Raw genomic sequence first — 16571 nt, 5'->3', positions numbered from 1 at the left:
TTAATTAATTATATAGTATTTATGAACACAAAATTACTATTAGTGTCGGTATTTATGGCACTGTCGGCAGTATCTACGCCCACAATGGCACAGAGCACGCCTACAGAGATTAATATATCGGACACTAAACAAACAATTACTGTTGGCGACAATAGTATTAAGTTCTATGACGAGGGAGGACCTACAGGGCAAACTACTCCTCGGACTGGTACAGTGAAACGTGTTAGCGAAATTACGTTTGTACCAGCTGATAATGCGAAGAAAGTAATGGTGAACTTCACTAAGATGGACATTTTTAAGTCTACATTAGCCGGAGCGAATAGTCAGTTTGTAAAGGTATATAGTGGAAAAGAAGCTAAACCAGCAAACTTGCTAAAAACTTTCACGCAGAAAGAAACAGGCATTGTAAGGTCTACAGCCGATGATGGTGCACTCACTATCGTCTTCGAGAACGATTATGAAATGAAGAGAGATGGTTGGGAAGCCATCGTTTCACAGTTCACACCACAACAAATGAAGGTGAATGGCTTCGATGTAAAGCAGTTCACTGACGGTACTGTGTGTGCAGGCGATAAGGGACAGCAGATACTTAGTTTTAACATTAAAGCTATAGAAACTCTAAATCCGCTTACAACCACTAGCTTTAAGTTTAAAACCAATGGTACGCAGGCACAAATATCCCACGCCACACTCTACTCAACAAAAGCATCAGACAAGTTTACTTCAGCAACGAAGATAGGCGATGTAGATGTGAATAACGATGAATTCGAAATTACCACACAAGCAACTACACTCTTTGAAGGCGACAACTGGTTCTGGCTAACTTACGATATAAATGCAACAGCAGAAGAAGGACAAAAGATAGATGCAGCCCTTGTGAGTGCCACTCTTAGCGATGGTACACACGCAGTTGCTAATGGCGACCCAAATGGAGATAGAACTGTAAAAAACATTGTAGAGTTTGTAGCAGGCAACAATACACGAACAGTAAACAACAAACTTACTTTTAAAACTAAAAATTCGAGCGCTTATAGCAAACGCTACGAAGGTTCAACAGACGAACGTACTATGACATTCTTACCAATTCATACGGGTAAGAAAATACAGATAGACTTCTCTCGTTTCGATATTATGTATTCAAGTAGTACAACTTATGGTGTTCGTGCCGAATTTGCAGTTTATAGCGGACACGATAAGACAGGAACACTACTTTGGAAACTCGATAGTCATGAGGCGGCATCAGTAGGTCCTAAGAAGATTCTACGTTCAACGGCTACCGATGGTGCTTTGACAGTAGTTTTTAATCCTAAGACCAATGCATCTCCTTACACAGGCGATGGCTTCGAAGCAGAAGTAACCGAATACGAAAGTAAACCACTAGCGTTCAAAGAGGCTGTTGTAAATCAACTTTCAACCGATGTTGCTGCAGCTGGTGCTAAAGATTTAGATATTATCAGCTTTAATGTTAAAGCAGAAGGAGATCAAGGCGAACTAAAACTACACGGCATAACACTAAACCTTAAAGATTCAAAGACTGCAATAAACAAGGTAACAGTGTTGAGCACAGGCGATAATGAAGCTGCAACAAACTCCGCGAAGGTAGTTGCAACCGTTACCAATTTAGGTACAAATAATACACTCGACATTCAGTTTACTGAACCACTTGCACTTGTAGAAGGAAACAATTGGTTGCGTGTACGCTACGATACAAAAGAAGATGCTGAAGCTGATACAAAACTCGATGCAGCACTTACTACACTCGACTTCGGTGCAGCAAAGCAAAATATTACTGATGGAGATCCTACAGGCGAACGTGTTATAAAGAACATTGTTGTGTTCCACAATGGTGAGAATGCAACAAAGGTTATCGCAAATGGTAGTTCGTTAATGTTCTACGATGATGGCGGCGCTAATGGAAAAGAAACAAAAGATTTTGATGGAACAATAACATTTGCTCCTGCAAGTCCAGGCTATGGTATTAAGCTCGTAGCTAAACAATGGGACGTAGCCGGTCGTAATAGAATGTATATATATTATGGTGGTGAGAAGAAAGATAAAGCAGACCTTGAGTTTAGTCGTTATGATAAGTTAGAACAAGTTACTACAAAATCTACAGATGGTAAACTCACTATTCGTTATACCACAACTTATGCAAGCGATGGCTTTGCAATAGAAGTTAGCAGCGTTAAACTCTCTGAACTTGCCGTAGCTTCTGTTAAGACAGAAAGCGTTGCAACAGAAAAAAGCCTGAAAGGTACTACCGATTTCGCTATGATGCGTGTAGACGTAGAAGCAACAGGCGACTATGGTACTGTAGATATTAAGAAGTTTAATGTAACAGCAACAGATGGTACTATTGTTAAGAATGTAAAGGTGTATGCAACCGGACAAGTAGATGCTTTCTCACCAGTTAATCTCTTCGGACAAACTACAACAAGTCCTTACGAAGTTACTGGAAATTACACAATCGGAGATCGTGGTATATACCATTTCTGGATAGCTTACGATCTTGCTACTACTGCAAACACAGGCGATAAAGCTTCGGCAGAACTTACTTCAATTGTAACCAATGTTAAAACAGAAACTCCAGTATCTGCAGTTACTGCCACTACTACAATTAAGGCTGGTAAGAACGGAACATTGGAAGTTGGTATAGATAAGGAATATAAGACCATACAGGCTGCTATTGATGCATTGCACGATGGTATTGACGGTCCTGTAACTATCAGTATTCAGCCAGGCGATTACAAAGAAAATGTACTTGTACCTGCAATTGCTGGTATGTCGGCAAATAACACATTAACCATTACTTCGTCTACTGGTAAGTACTCTGATGTTAAGATTCACAACGATAAGTATGATGCGAATGGTTACTCTGATGATAAGATGGCAAAAGAGATAGGTGTATTTACTTTTGATGGTGCAACCTATACTACTCTGCGTGGTGTTGATGTTACAATAGATGGAAATGTAAAATACCCATCAGTTGTTCACGTTCGTAACCAGAGCCGACATGTAACTGTGGAAGATTGCTACATTCATGCTAAAATGACTACTGACTATCAAAGCAAGATAGTGCTTGTTAATATGTATGCACTTAACGAAGCCAATAAGAACAACGACTACTTCACATTGAAGGGCTCTATTCTGGAAGGTGGACAGCAAGGTATTAACTTAGGTGGTACTAGCTATGTAGCGTTACCAAAGGAAGTAGGTGGAAAGGTTCTTAACAACACATTTAAGAATAATGGTAGCTTCGCTATCTATGTTAGTAAAGAAGATAACGCCGAGATTATTGGTAACACTATTATCAATACAGAAAGCGATAAAGCCGAATTTAAAGCTATCGATATAACTTCTAATGGACAAGTTAAGATAGAACAGAACAATATATACTTAAAGACTAAAAAGTATTCTGGTGCTATTGATATTCGTTCTATTGTGGCTGATGCGACAACGCCTGCAACTGTTGTTAATAACTCTATCATAAACGAGACAAGCAACAACAGGTCGTATGGTATTATGCTCGATAGTAGAGAACCATCATCGAACATTAATTTCGCACACAATACCATTTTATTCCGTGGTACAGCTAAAGAAGCTACATTGTTGCAACTACCAACCAATGCAACTAATGTTGTGGTTACTCAGAATATTCTTCAGAACGAGGCTGGTGGTTATGTCTATTCTATCAATGGAAAGGATGCTATTGATGCTATTAAGTTCTTAAGAAACGATGCCTATACAACTGGTGAAGTATTTGCCACATACGGTACAACTAAATATGCCAACTTTAACGATTGGAAGACTGCTTCTAAAGAAGCAAACAGCTACAACGATAAGGTTGAATTCTTAAATACCGAAGTGTTAGAACCAAAAGAAGTAGGACATTTGGTAAACACAGTGTTGCTTGACTATGCTAAGACTGATATCAACAACAAGCAACGCAACGCTGACCACCCAACAATGGGTGCCTACGAGTTCTCTTCTGAAGTTCTAATACCTAAATCGGTAGCTGGTTATCCTGAAGTTGTGAACATTACCGACAACTCTGCCGATGTGAAAATAAAGGCAGACGAAAATGGTAAGGCTTATATTCTTGTAAAGAAACAAACCGAAGAGGCTCCTTCTGTAGACGATGTTAAGAGCAATGGTACTGCTATCTCTGTAAGCAAAGACACCGAAACTCTGCATGCGCTTACTAACTTAACAAAGGACGAGACTTATGTGGTATACATTGTTTACGAAGGTACGCGTGGTGGCGATAGTAAGGTTGAAGCTACACAACCATTCACAGTTACAAAACCAACACCTATACCAGAACCTGTAGTTACTACAGAGAATATAACTGTAGAAGCAGGACAACCTGCAAACTTGAAAGCTACAGTTACCAGTGGAACCGAACCTTACACCATAACATGGTATAATGGTAAACGTCAGAAGGTAGAAACCAACGTTGTTCCTACTCAGTGCGACCAATACACTGTAGAGGTGGTAGACAAGAATGGTAAGACTGCAAAGGCTGTTTGTGATGTAATTGTAAAGGGCAAGGCTGTAACAGCAACGCTTGAGAACCTTTACTTAGACAGCGAAAGCTATTGGAACGGCAGCAAGGGTTGTGGCTATTTCTTAAGTGGTTCGTATAAGTTCCATAATGGAGCAGACGATAAATATAGTTACTATTACGATTGTATGTATTCTAACCAAACTGCAACAACATTTGTTGGTTTACAAGACCAATGGCGCAATGTAGTTGGTAAAGGTTACGATAACTCTGAAAACTATGGTGTTGTATATCCGCAGCCAGGTACTATTGATGTTCTGAATAAAGAAAATGGCGATAGTATTCGCGGTTTCTATATTACGAATACACCTTATGCGTATAGTTCTATAAAGAATGGGGATTCTATGTCTGGTGCCTTCCAGAAGGGCGATTACTTTAAACTTATTGTGATAGGTAAGAGAGCCGATGGTACAAAGAAACAGGTAGAATACTATCTTGCCGACTATCGTGCAGAGAAAGAAGCCGACCGCTACATTGTGGATACATGGCAGTGGGTAGATCTTAGCTCGTTGGGCGAAGTGAAATCGGTATCGTTCAAGATGGAAGGAACAAAGAAAAACAATTATGGACTAACCACACCTGCTTACTTTGCTTTCGACAACTTTAATGGTACACGCAACGAAAAGATGGGTACTGCTATTGCAGCACAGAACCAACCCGTAGACGTTTCTGCTAACTTTACACCTGATGGTAGCAATGCCACCATTAAGTATGCTGTTGTAGAACTCGTACCAAGCACCACTAAGGCGCAAGTTACTATAGACGAAGCTACAGGTAAGCTTACCATTAAGGGCGAAACTAACGAAAGCTTCTCTGTTGTTGTAAGTATGACACAAGCAGGAAAAACACAGTATGTAAACATTCCTGTAACTTACACTTCTGGCATTAGTACACTTGCCGAAGACAACAGCAATGCAACTGTTAGTGTTCAGAATGGCGAAATTGTAGTGAATAGTGCAGCCGATAACTACAGTGTAGAAGTATACTCAACATCGGGTATGTTGGTAGGTAAAGCAGAAGGAACAGCAAACAATGCAGTTCGTATGCCAAGCACCGCCAAAGGTTTATATATAGTTAAGGTTATTGCTGGCAACAAGAAAACAACGAAAAGTATTCTTGTGAAGTAAAGCACAACACTGCTATACAAATATTATTTGGGCTGGATTCCGCACATAGGAGTCCAGCCCATTTTAGTTTACGACGAAGTGTGCTTAACACCCATTATAAACCATAGATAATTACAATTAGTCCGTTAGCTACTCAGCAAATTTTTGTTTTTATTATAGAACAAATTGATAAACTTTGTAACGAAGGCATAGCAGGCTAAAGTAAGGTAGAAAAGCAATTAAGAAGACTGCCAAGAGGGTGAGAACTGAATAAAAGAATAATACAAGCAATATATAAATTGTATTATGCTCTAATGAATAACTTAGCTTAATTCTATCAATATTAGATATTCATTAACCAACTTTCTTTGCCAATATTACATCTTTTTTGTTGCGTGTAATGTGTTGTTGTTTTCTTCTAAATACGAGCATAAAGTTTCAGATATCTGTCGTGTTCGTTTCAGATATCTGTCGCGTTCGTCTCAGATATCTGTCGTGCGTGTTTTAGATATCTGTTTTTATTCCCCCTGTAAACTAATACATTTTCTTTCTACGAAAGTGGTGTGCATACTTGTTTAATCTTCGAAAATTTATTAAGAACTTAGTATGTCTTATGGTATTGTTGCGCATATTGCAACACTTTATACCGCAATAGTAGTGAGCTACACACAACTATAAAAGCTATAAAGAAAGCTGGTAAGAAAACATTATAAAGTATCTCAAGCTAAATATCCCTAATCTAAAATATAGGCGTAATGGACATTTGGTAGGCTGAAAACCTCACGTGTTTTAGTAATGGACATTTGGTAGGCTGATCATTCCAGCCTACTTTTTGTATTTATGAATCCATCTATAAACTTCTTCTTGTTAGCTTCATTCAATCCATTATGATTATGTAGTGCCCTTTTAAGCTGTGAGTTAAATCCTTCCAATAGATTTGTTGTATTAGGAATTTGTAATTCTGTATAATCCTCATACGTATAGAGCCATTTAAGATGAGTCTTAACAGAACGTCTTGCAGTTCTCAGTCTTCTATGTGTATAGGTCGTCTTGCCAGAGATTAGAAGAGTTCGTTCGTCTAGAAACTCTTTCCATTGTTCACACCATTTCTCAAAAGCTGTTATAAACTCTTCTTTTCCCAAAGAGAACATACTTCTCATTAAAGTTAATAGTTCAACGCCTGCAGGTAAATGTGGATTGTTAGTAAGAAGCCTTCTAACTATCTGGAATTGGTGGAACTGACACATTTGTACGGGACAGAAACTTATAGCTTGTAAAAGTCCCATGTGTCCATCACATACCACTGCTTTTATTGTAGTTCCACGCTTCGCAATATACCGAAGTCCATCAAGATAATCCTTATTAGTTTCGTTCTTAACAAACTTGCGATAAAGTATTTTACCTGATGATGCGTCCTGGAAAAGCATCACGCCAAATGTCTTGGAAAAGTAAGTCGTATCTATTATTATTACTGCAGATTTGGGGTAAGTAGCAGTAAAACTATCCACCACTAAACTTAACCTACGTCGTATGGTTCGTTCTGAACATTTATAAAGAGTGGATAGATCAGATATCGTTCGATTTGCCGTCAGATAGTCGTTCCATAGAGAAATATTATTTATACGCAGACCACCTTGAAATTGTCTACCACAATCCTTGCAGGAATACATCTGAACAGAACGTCGATGCCCATTCTTTTTAACATTTGAGCTGTTGCAGAATATACAGTTTTTTTATTCATAGGTTTTCAAATGCTGCAAAGGTAGTAAATAAAAGCGTTCCGTGAGCTTTCAGCCTACCAAATGTCCATTACGCCAAAATATACATATAATAGGTAATAGCTAAGACACGAGCATAAAAAAGCCCCGTTTTATAGGACGAGGCAACCTGATGTTCTCACAACGGAATTATCCTTATTGTGAATGCTTTAAAAATTAGTACTGCAAAGATAAGGGTTTATATTTGCTTGAAGTAAATGTTTTGACAATGGATATATTTTGTGTAATACTTTTCTTTTTAATATCGCTTGTGCTGATGCCGTTCTTTACACATGGTGAACCATGGATTGTAAAGTTGTTCTATTTAGCGCTATGTGTATGCTTTACGCCAATAATAGGTATACTAATATACAGGCATTTCGCTAAATAGAAAAAATTATGTCCTTTAGTCTATAACTGTATGTTACTATATTTGGGCATAATAGATATTTGATGGCTAGAATAAGCAGCCTACCAAAGGTCTATTACTAAAGCTTGTGAGGTATCAGTCTGTCGAATGTCATTACATCTAATTGTTATATTCCAACCAGATATAAACAGAAGGGCGACTCTACATATTTTTGGTAGAGCCGCCACAAGGTTTTCATACTATTAGTATTCTATTTTATTAGAACTTTCTTGCCGTTGTGAATATAGATGCCTGACTGAGTTGGCTTCGTTATGCGCTGACCAGAAATTGTGTAATAGTAAGTATTTGGATTGGCTGTATGCTTACTTACTATGTTTTCTATGTTTGTTGTAACTACATTTACTTTGTGCTTTGTGTCTGTCTTTTCGCTCGATATATTAATAAAGGTGGTTGTCTTTATGTTTTCTATATCTACAGTTTGTGGCGTACCTGTACCAACACTGAACACAAAGTTTACGGCATCGTTAGAGGTTGTTATAAGAAACTCTTTTGTTAGCCACTTTTTACCGTCTACTGTTTCTATAGTTGTTATGGCATCGCCTGGCCACGTACCTTTCACTGTTGTGTGTGTGCCACCCCATATCCAAAAGTTTATAGATGGGTGGACATTTGTGGTTTGTGCACTTGCCCACGCTGTGCCTGCATTGTCGGCATTCACATATACCTTTATATTATAAGGTTTAAAGTCTATGATGTTATAGTTGCGCGTAATTATATTCTTCACCGTTCCATCTACAAGTAAGCCTACTTTCAGAACGGTTATACCTACCGGAATTGTTAGTTGCTGCCCATTGGTTGCTTTTTTGCTATTTGCTGTTGGTTCGGTGCCATCGGTGGTGTACACAATTTGTGCATTAGCATTGTTGCTTATTTTGGTTAGTGTTACGTTTTGTTCGCCATCGTAAGTACCGCTTGCTAAATTAGCCCATACAATGTTTGCTTTATTCTTTTCTACGTAGTATGCCCAATGGTATCCTCCTGTTAGCTTCTCCCACCTATTTGTGTTTGTGAAACTCTTGGCAGGACCAACTACGGTTAGCATTGCACCGTTTGTTCCTGTGGTGGTAAATGCATAAAAGTCGGTTCCGTTGCTGTATTTCACTGCCTTGCTTTCGTTGTTAATGCCTATGAGCTTGCGTACGCTAATCATATTCTTAATATCGTTTTTATATGCTTTATAGTGCTTTAGGAATATGCATGGCGTACCAGGCATTGCAAGAATGTAGGCATTTGCTGCTAATGTATCTTTCTTGATAGGGTCTTGATGATTATTGCCACCACGGTCTTCGGTGTCATGGTTTTCTACAAAAGTTATAGCATAGCGTGCGTAGTTGGCTTCTTTTGCCAGACCCACACCGTCGAGTGCAGCCCAATTGCCATTGTTTACGGCATCGCGAACTGTATAACGCAATGGAAAGTCGAAAGCAGCACTGGTTGGAACGCCATCTAGTTTGGTGCTTTCTATCCATGCTTTCACTTTGTTTATATCTCCGTCCCAATATTCGCCCACCGAAAACTCTGGCTGCGAAGCCTTATTGTATAGTGCTGTGAACTTACCAGCATAGCCTTTTACCATATCGTATCGGAAACCGGCATAGCCAAATTTGTCTTTCAGCATTTGCAGATAGGCTTTCACAGTGTTTTGTACGTTTATGCTATTATGGTCAAGATCGCGCATACCGTCCCAATCTTCGCCTGAGTCTAAGTTGGAACTAAGTTGCACTCCCTCTTTCTGTGCTTCTGTTAATGCTTTTCCACCATCGTCGTTTTTGGCAACATCTTCCGATGTCATTGTGTACGTAACGTTGTTGTAGGTTTCAGTTGGAAAGTCGAACCAACCTGCAGTGGTTGCTCTATGGTTTATCACCACATCGGCTATAGTATTTATGCCGTTGGCTTTAAATGTACCAATAAGGCTTAATAGTTCTGCCTCGTTGCCAAAGGAACTATTATAGTTGCTAAACCAATAGTAGTCGTCGTATCCCATAGATGGCGTATTACGTGCTTGTGCACTTTGTGGTAGCCATACAAGATTGAAGTATGCGGCAAGGTCTTTTGCTTGTGTTTCAAGGTTTGTCCATTTCGAATCTTGATACGAATCCCAATAGAAGCCTTGCAGCATTACGCCTCCATAGTTGGCTTTCCAGCCTTGTGCAAACATTGTTACTGCTATGCAGAGAAGTGAAAACAGAGTAGATATTCGTTTCATAATGATGATTTTGATTTGTTTTAGTTCTAACTGTTTGTATGTTTGCAAATGTACTGACTTATTTTGAGTTGTGTTTCAACTTGACATAGAATAAGTATTAATATTGTTGCAAACGTTTGCAAATGCCTTGTTTGCTTGTTGCTTCTTGAATAGATATATATTGGTGGAATGATAATTAGGAACTGTTGCAACGACAGACAAAAACGTCTCTTGTGGTAGTATTTGTATGTAAGCCAGGCTATTTGGTACGGTGAATTTGGTGTGCGTACATAATAGTAAAAATATTGTTGTTAATGTGTTATAGTAGAGAGCTATAAATGCTGAAACTTGCTGTGATATATGATATGCAAATTACAGATATCTAAAGCGCAACTGACAGATATCTGAGACGAACGTTACAGATATCTGAAACGATCGTTACAGATATCTAAAACAAAAGCAACTATATATCACAGATTTTTTATATACATAAGCAATGTTTTTTTTCTGGCTTCTATTAAACAATGGGCAGAACCAATAATCTTCCCACCTATATACTACTGATGCTCTATGAATAGTATATTTTCTTAAGAAACATAAAAACCACATAGAATTCATATATACTATAAAGTGTCTATAGTATGTAAGAACTCTATGTGGTCTATACGTTCTACAAATTTTTATTTACACAAACTAAGCCCTTTGTTTGTCTTTAATAATAGATACAGATAGCGCACCAGCAACGAGCGCACCGCCAGCAACAATCATCATATCGCTTTGGTTAGAGCCTACAAGTTGTAATATAACTCCACCCAAAGCAGCAGCAATAATTTGTGGTATACAGATGGTTCCATTAAATAAGCCAAGATAAGCACCCATGTGTCCATAGCCTTCCAGTGCATTGGTTACAAAGGTGAACGGCATTGAAAGTATGGCAGCCCAGGCACAACCAATAAGAACGAATGGAATAAACATAATATATTGGTCGTGGACAAACGAAGTCATAACAAATCCCACACCACCTAAGAAGAGAGAGAAACCGTATGCAAACTTGCGATTTTTAAACATAGGCAACACCACTGCCCAAAGTACGGAGCCTATTGCTTGTATGGCAAACAATATTCCTACCCAATCGCCAGCTTGCTGATATTTTAATGTTGCCGAAGCATTGCTTGCACTCATGTCTACTCCGAAACAGTTAGCAGCAACCGTTCCTGTTGTATAAGTCCACATAAATAAGAATGCAAACCAAGAGAAAAATTGCACTAATCCAACCGTCCAGAATGTAGAAGGCGCATTTTTCAGCAGATGAATCCAATTGCTTTTCGTTTCATTCTCTTCTGTTTTTAAGTTGTGATATTCTGCGTATTCTTTTGGTGGCATCTCCTTAACCTTTAAAGTGGTATAGAGCACACATAGTATAAGAATAGCTGCACCAACATAGAACGAATAAATTACAGAGTCTGGCACAACACCCTTAGGTGCTTTAATAGATATACCAATGGCACTAAACAAATATGGAAAAACATAACCAACCAGCGAACCAGCGTTGCAAAGAAAACTTTGTATGGAGTAAGCCAATCCCTTTTGTTTTTCATTAACCTCGTCGCCCACAAGCATTTTAAATGGTTGCATCGCCATATTAATGCTTGTATCTAAAAACATAAGCGATATTAAACCGAATATCATAGCCGTTGATACAGCCATACCAAACGAACCAGCATTAGGCAGCAGGCACATAACAAGAACTGCAATAAAGGCACCTATAAATAAATAAGGTATGCGACGACCAAAGCGAGTCCAAGTTTTGTCAGATAAAGTCCCTACAATCGGTTGCACAAGAATACCCATCAGTGGAGGCAAAATCCAAAAATAGCTTAAGCTATGTGGGTCGGCACCTAATGTAGCAAATATACGCGAAATGTTAGCACTCTGTAAAGAGTAGGCTATTTGAACACCAAAAAAACCAAAACTAAGATTCCATAGTTGCCAGAAACTTTTGTTTGGACGAGTCTTTAATTCATTATTCATAGTTTAAAGTGTGTTAGTTGCTATTTGTTGATAGTTGATTTATATATTTAAATTGTAAATTCCATTTATCGTGTAGTTCCTCTAATAATAAGTCTGGTCCGCACAATACGCTTTTCTACAGTGTCAAGCGGTAACGAGCCTTCCGCCTTATCTATCAATATGCTTGCAGCCTCTTCTCCTACACGTAAGCCCCGTTGTTCTACAGTAGTGAGCATAGGGTCGCACGATACAGCACGTATACCATTTGTAAATCCACAGATGGAAATATCTTCAGGAATGCGATATCCCAAGCGTTTGCACGAATAAAGTATGCCAAGCGCAGTTTCATCGTTTACAGCAAAAAAAGCATCAGGCGGGTTTTGAAAGTTCAAGAGGTCGGGAGTAATCGATTCCGCATCGCTACGATTATCGCACATTCTTATTAATTGCTCATCTGGTTGTATGCCATGCTTCAGCAAAGCATCGCGATAGCCGTTATAGCGGTTCTTTCCTATTTCCAAATTCATAGACAAACCGTAATAGGCAATGCGTCTGCAACCAGTATTAATAAGGTGATTTACGGCAGAGAATGCTCCCATATAATCGTCAATAACCACACGGCTAGCATTAACACCAATGCTTACACGGTCGTAGAATACCAATGGTATATGCTGATCTACAAGAAACTGGAAGTGATCGAACTTGGTTGTATTCTTAGCTTGTGATACAATTACGCCACAAACCTTATTTTCGTAAAACGATTTACATATCTTTACTTCTCGTTCGTAGCTCTCGTTGCTTTGCGCAACCATAAGCTGATAGCCACGCGTAGAGGCTTCTTCTTCAATTCCTGCTAATATAGACGAAAAATAAAAGTGTGTAAATTGAGGCACTATAACGCCAATAACCTTCAACGGTTGCACTTTGCTTTTGCGCAGAGCTTCTGCAATAAGATTAGGAGTAAAGTTTTGTTCACGCGCATAACGCTTTATCTCTTCCCGCTTTTCTGCCGAAATGCGTGGGCTATCCTTTAGTGCACGCGATACAGTAGCAACGGAAACACCCAATTCGCGTGCTATATCTTTCATTGTTACATTACTCTTTTTCATCGCCAATTCGTGAAGCCTATTTTCTCTTTTTCTTATTTCTATGGCAAAAATACATATTTTTACATTATACTTTGATACAAGTCAAGAATTTATTTCTATATTAACGATGCAAACGTTTGCACTTTTTAATTTATGTTTTTAACGACCAAAAAGTGCTAATACAAAATTAACAGCTTATCTTTGCAAAACTAAGTTCTATACAAAGGTAAGAAAAGAAACCGTATAGTCCTATTACAAAAGATATTATAGCGGTTATATTAAGGATAAAATTTACTCAATATTAATACTTTAACAACAAAATGATGAAGCAGGTAAAATGCAAAACTCCTGTCAGGATGCTGGCACTTATGCTCGGTCTATTCCTGTCTATCAATGCCTTTGCGCAATCAACTATCAAAGGTATGGTGAAAGATTCTTCTGGCGAACCAATCATTAGCGCATCAGTTCTAGTTACTGGAACCCATGAAGGTGTGCAGACGGATATCGACGGAAACTTCGAACTGAATGTAGCACCAGGCACTCAACTAACCATTTCTTACATTGGATATATTAAGCAGCAAGTTGCTGCAAAGAATGGTATGGTTGTTGTTATGCAGCCAGAAGATGCACAACAAATGCAAGAAGTTGTTGTCATCGGTTACGGTGCAGTGAAGAAGAGCGACCTTACAGGTTCGGTTCTCGCAATGAAACCCGACACAAAGAACAAAGGTCTCGTAGTAAATGCACAGGATATGATGCAAGGTAAGATGGCTGGTGTGAATGTTACAGGTGAAGGCGGTACTCCTGGTGGTGGCGCAAAGATTCGTATTCGTGGTGGTTCATCGTTAAGCGCATCTAACGATCCGCTTATCGTTATCGATGGTGTCGCTATGGATAATACGGGTATAAAAGGTATGTCTAACCCTCTTTCTTTAGTAAATCCACAAGATATTGAAAGCTTCAACGTGTTGAAAGACGCTTCTGCAACAGCAATCTATGGTTCTCGTGGTTCTAACGGTGTTATTATTATTACCACAAAGAAAGGACGTGTAAACCAACCTCTTTCTGTTTCATACTCTGGTAGTGTAACTGCTAGTATTAAGAGAAAAACTATCGATGTAATGAATGGAGATGAATATCGTAAGTTTATTACTGATATGTTTGGTGCGGGAAGCAAGCAAGTAGCTGCACTTGGCACTGCAAATACTAACTGGCAAAACGAAATCTATCGTACAGCATGGGCACAAGACCATAATATTACCGTTACAGGTTCTGTTGGCGACAAGGATAATTATATGCCCTTCCGCATTTCTGCCGGCTACACAAATAATCAAGGTATATTGAAGACCTCTAATTTTGAACGTTATACAGCAGCTGTAAACTTAAGTCCATCGCTCTTGAATAATCACTTGACTATGAACTTAAATGTGAAAGGTATGTTTGCAAAGAATCGCTTTGCTGATGGCGCTGCTATCGGTGCAGCTGTAGCTTTCGACCCTTCTCAAAGCATTTACGATTATACTTCAGCTGATGCAGCTAACTTTGGTAACTATTTTGAATGGCGTGGAGTTGGTCTTGCTGCAAGTGATGACCCTACATGGCCAACTACTTTCAATACTTTAGCAACAAAGAATCCTGTAGCTATATTAAATTTAAAGAACGATCATTCTCGCAGTCGCGATGTTATTGCAAATGCAGAATTCGACTATAAAGTTCACGGCTTTGAAGATTTAAGTTTGCATGTTACTGCTGGCGCAGATATTGCACAAGGACAACAAGACACTGATATTGCTCCATCTTCTCCATTAAAACCTTATTACGGTTACAATGGTTGGAGCAAACAGCTGAAACGCAACCTCACTTTCAATACATACGCACAGTATTACCATGACTTTAAAGATGCTGCAAAGAACCACTTCGATATTATGGCAGGTTATGAGTGGCAACACTTCTGGAGAAAAGATAAGAGTCGTGCTATACAATATTATCCTTCTACAAACTCAAAGGCTGGACAAATCTACTACGATAGTGGTAAAGACTACAACAAAGACGGCGTTTTGGAAGACTATGTATATCCTACAGAAAACTATCTTGTGTCATTCTTCGGGCGTTCTAATTGGAGTTTAATGGACCGTTATTATCTTACAGCTACATTCCGTGCTGATGGTTCTTCACGCTTCAAAAAGCATTGGGCTTACTTCCCTTCATTTGCATTCGCTTGGAAAATGAAAGACGAAAATAAGTTCCGTGATATTAAGTGGTTAAGTGATTTGAAACTTCGCTTAGGTTGGGGTATGACAGGTCAGCAGGAAGGTATTGGCGACTATAACTACTTCGATATTTATCAGACTGGAAATAGCACGAATGGATATTATCCTGTAACAGGCGAAGGTATAATTGTTCGCCCACAAGCTGTAAACAAGGACTTGACTTGGGAAACAACTACAACTTACAACGTTGGTCTTGATTGGGGTATCCTCAACCAACGCCTCAGTGGTAGTGTTGATTGGTATTATCGTAAGACTACAGACCTCTTGAACACAGTAATTGTTCCTGCTGGTTCTAATTTCCGTAACCAAGTTCCATCTAATATCGGTTCATTAGAGAATACTGGTATTGAAGTAGCTTTGCGTTGGAGAGCAATCGAAACCAAAGACTGGTATTGGACTATCGACTATAACTTCACATACAACAAGAACGAAATAACCGACCTTACAGGTGGTAAAGATCCTAATTTCTTTGTTGCGACAGGAGGAATTTCTGCAGGTACTGGCGTTAATGCACAGGCACACGCTGTAGGACACCCAGCTTCTTCTTTCTACGTTTATCAACAAATTTACGATAAGAATGGTAAAGCAGTTGAAGGTGCTGTTGTAGACAGAAACGGTGATGGAAAAATTACAGAGGCTGATAAGTATTTCTATAAGAGTCCAATGGCTCCTGTTACAATGGGTCTTTCTTCTCGTCTAGAGTATAAGAATTGGGATTTAGGTTTCTCTCTCCGTGCAAATATAGGTAACTATGTGTTCAACGATTTGATGGCTGGACAAGCAAATATTTCTCCTGCAGCTATATGGGCATCATCAGAATTCTTGTCAAACCGTCCTATAGCTTCAGTTAAAGATAATTGGCAGACAGGTCAGACCACAGCTATTCTTTCAGACCGTTGGGTACAGAATGCTTCGTTCTTAAAACTCGACAACGTTACATTAGGTTATAGCTTTGCTGATCTCTTTAAGACTGGTGGCTGGCATGGTTTGAGTGGACGTGTTTATGGAACAGCTTCTAATATACTCACACTTACTAAATATAAAGGTATAGACCCAGAAGTATTTGGTGGTATTGATAATAATCTCTATCCACGTCCTATGTCATTCATTGTTGGTCTTAATTTAAACTTCTAATCATATAATAGTATTTCAATAACT

General features: G+C 38.8%; 6 protein-coding genes and 1 pseudogene. 2 read left to right on the top strand and 5 right to left on the bottom strand.

Translation table 11 applies throughout. The features are described 5' to 3' along the window. The first annotated feature begins 21 nt into the window (after nt 1–21). Nucleotides 22–5691 carry a DUF4465 domain-containing protein gene (locus DX009_RS08135; protein ID WP_115083644.1) on the top strand — a complete coding sequence of 1890 codons (5670 nt, stop codon included), beginning with the start codon at nt 22–24 and terminating at the stop codon, nt 5689–5691. Between the two features lie 794 nt (nt 5692–6485). Here the strand turns inward: DX009_RS08135 and DX009_RS08130 are convergent. The 5 genes and pseudogenes from DX009_RS08130 to DX009_RS08115 form a co-directional block, all read right to left on the bottom strand. Then, on the bottom strand, nt 6486–7340 hold the full coding sequence (locus DX009_RS08130; RefSeq protein ID WP_115083347.1) for an IS256 family transposase, variant Zn-binding type: 855 nt from the start codon (nt 7338–7340) through the stop codon (nt 6486–6488). Nucleotides 7341–7346: 6 nt separating this feature from the next. Beyond that, nucleotides 7347–7394 (bottom strand): annotated as a pseudogene (locus tag DX009_RS13880) (hypothetical protein); the annotation flags it as partial. A gap of 653 nt (nt 7395–8047) precedes the next feature. Next, complete coding sequence (locus DX009_RS08125) at nt 8048–10066, bottom strand: alpha-amylase family glycosyl hydrolase (RefSeq protein WP_115083643.1); 2019 nt, start codon at nt 10064–10066, stop codon at nt 8048–8050. A 672-nt stretch (nt 10067–10738) separates the two neighbouring features. Beyond that, nucleotides 10739–12076 carry an SLC45 family MFS transporter gene (locus tag DX009_RS08120; protein WP_006044310.1) on the bottom strand — a complete coding sequence of 446 codons (1338 nt, stop codon included), beginning with the start codon at nt 12074–12076 and terminating at the stop codon, nt 10739–10741. A 65-nt stretch (nt 12077–12141) separates the two neighbouring features. Beyond that, the gene (locus tag DX009_RS08115) at nt 12142–13164 is read right to left on the bottom strand and encodes a LacI family DNA-binding transcriptional regulator (RefSeq protein WP_245944609.1); all 1023 of its coding nucleotides are present in this window, start codon (nt 13162–13164) and stop codon (nt 12142–12144) included. Nucleotides 13165–13466: 302 nt separating this feature from the next. Between DX009_RS08115 and DX009_RS08110 the strand changes: the two genes are divergently transcribed. Beyond that, entirely contained in the window at nt 13467–16547 is a 3081-nt protein-coding gene (locus DX009_RS08110) for a SusC/RagA family TonB-linked outer membrane protein (RefSeq protein WP_181792343.1), read from the top strand. Nucleotides 16548–16571 lie beyond the last annotated feature (24 nt).

Source organism: Prevotella pallens (assembly GCF_900454935.1).
Classification (GTDB): Bacteria; Bacteroidota; Bacteroidia; order Bacteroidales; family Bacteroidaceae; genus Prevotella; species Prevotella pallens.
Note: the sequence above shows the minus strand (reverse complement) of the source record. Positions and strands in the feature narration are given on the sequence as shown.

What these genes read in the sequence shown, in the direction of transcription:
- DX009_RS08135 (WP_115083644.1), top strand. Translation starts at nt 22, where the DNA reads ATGAACACAAAATTACTATTAGTGTCGGTATTTATGGCACTGTCGGCA.
- DX009_RS08130 (WP_115083347.1), bottom strand. Translation starts at nt 7,340, where the DNA reads ATGTATTCCTGCAAGGATTGTGGTAGACAATTTCAAGGTGGTCTGCGT.
- DX009_RS08125 (WP_115083643.1), bottom strand. Translation starts at nt 10,066, where the DNA reads ATGAAACGAATATCTACTCTGTTTTCACTTCTCTGCATAGCAGTAACA.
- DX009_RS08120 (WP_006044310.1), bottom strand. Translation starts at nt 12,076, where the DNA reads ATGAATAATGAATTAAAGACTCGTCCAAACAAAAGTTTCTGGCAACTA.
- DX009_RS08115 (WP_245944609.1), bottom strand. Translation starts at nt 13,164, where the DNA reads ATGAAAAAGAGTAATGTAACAATGAAAGATATAGCACGCGAATTGGGT.
- DX009_RS08110 (WP_181792343.1), top strand. Translation starts at nt 13,467, where the DNA reads ATGAAGCAGGTAAAATGCAAAACTCCTGTCAGGATGCTGGCACTTATG.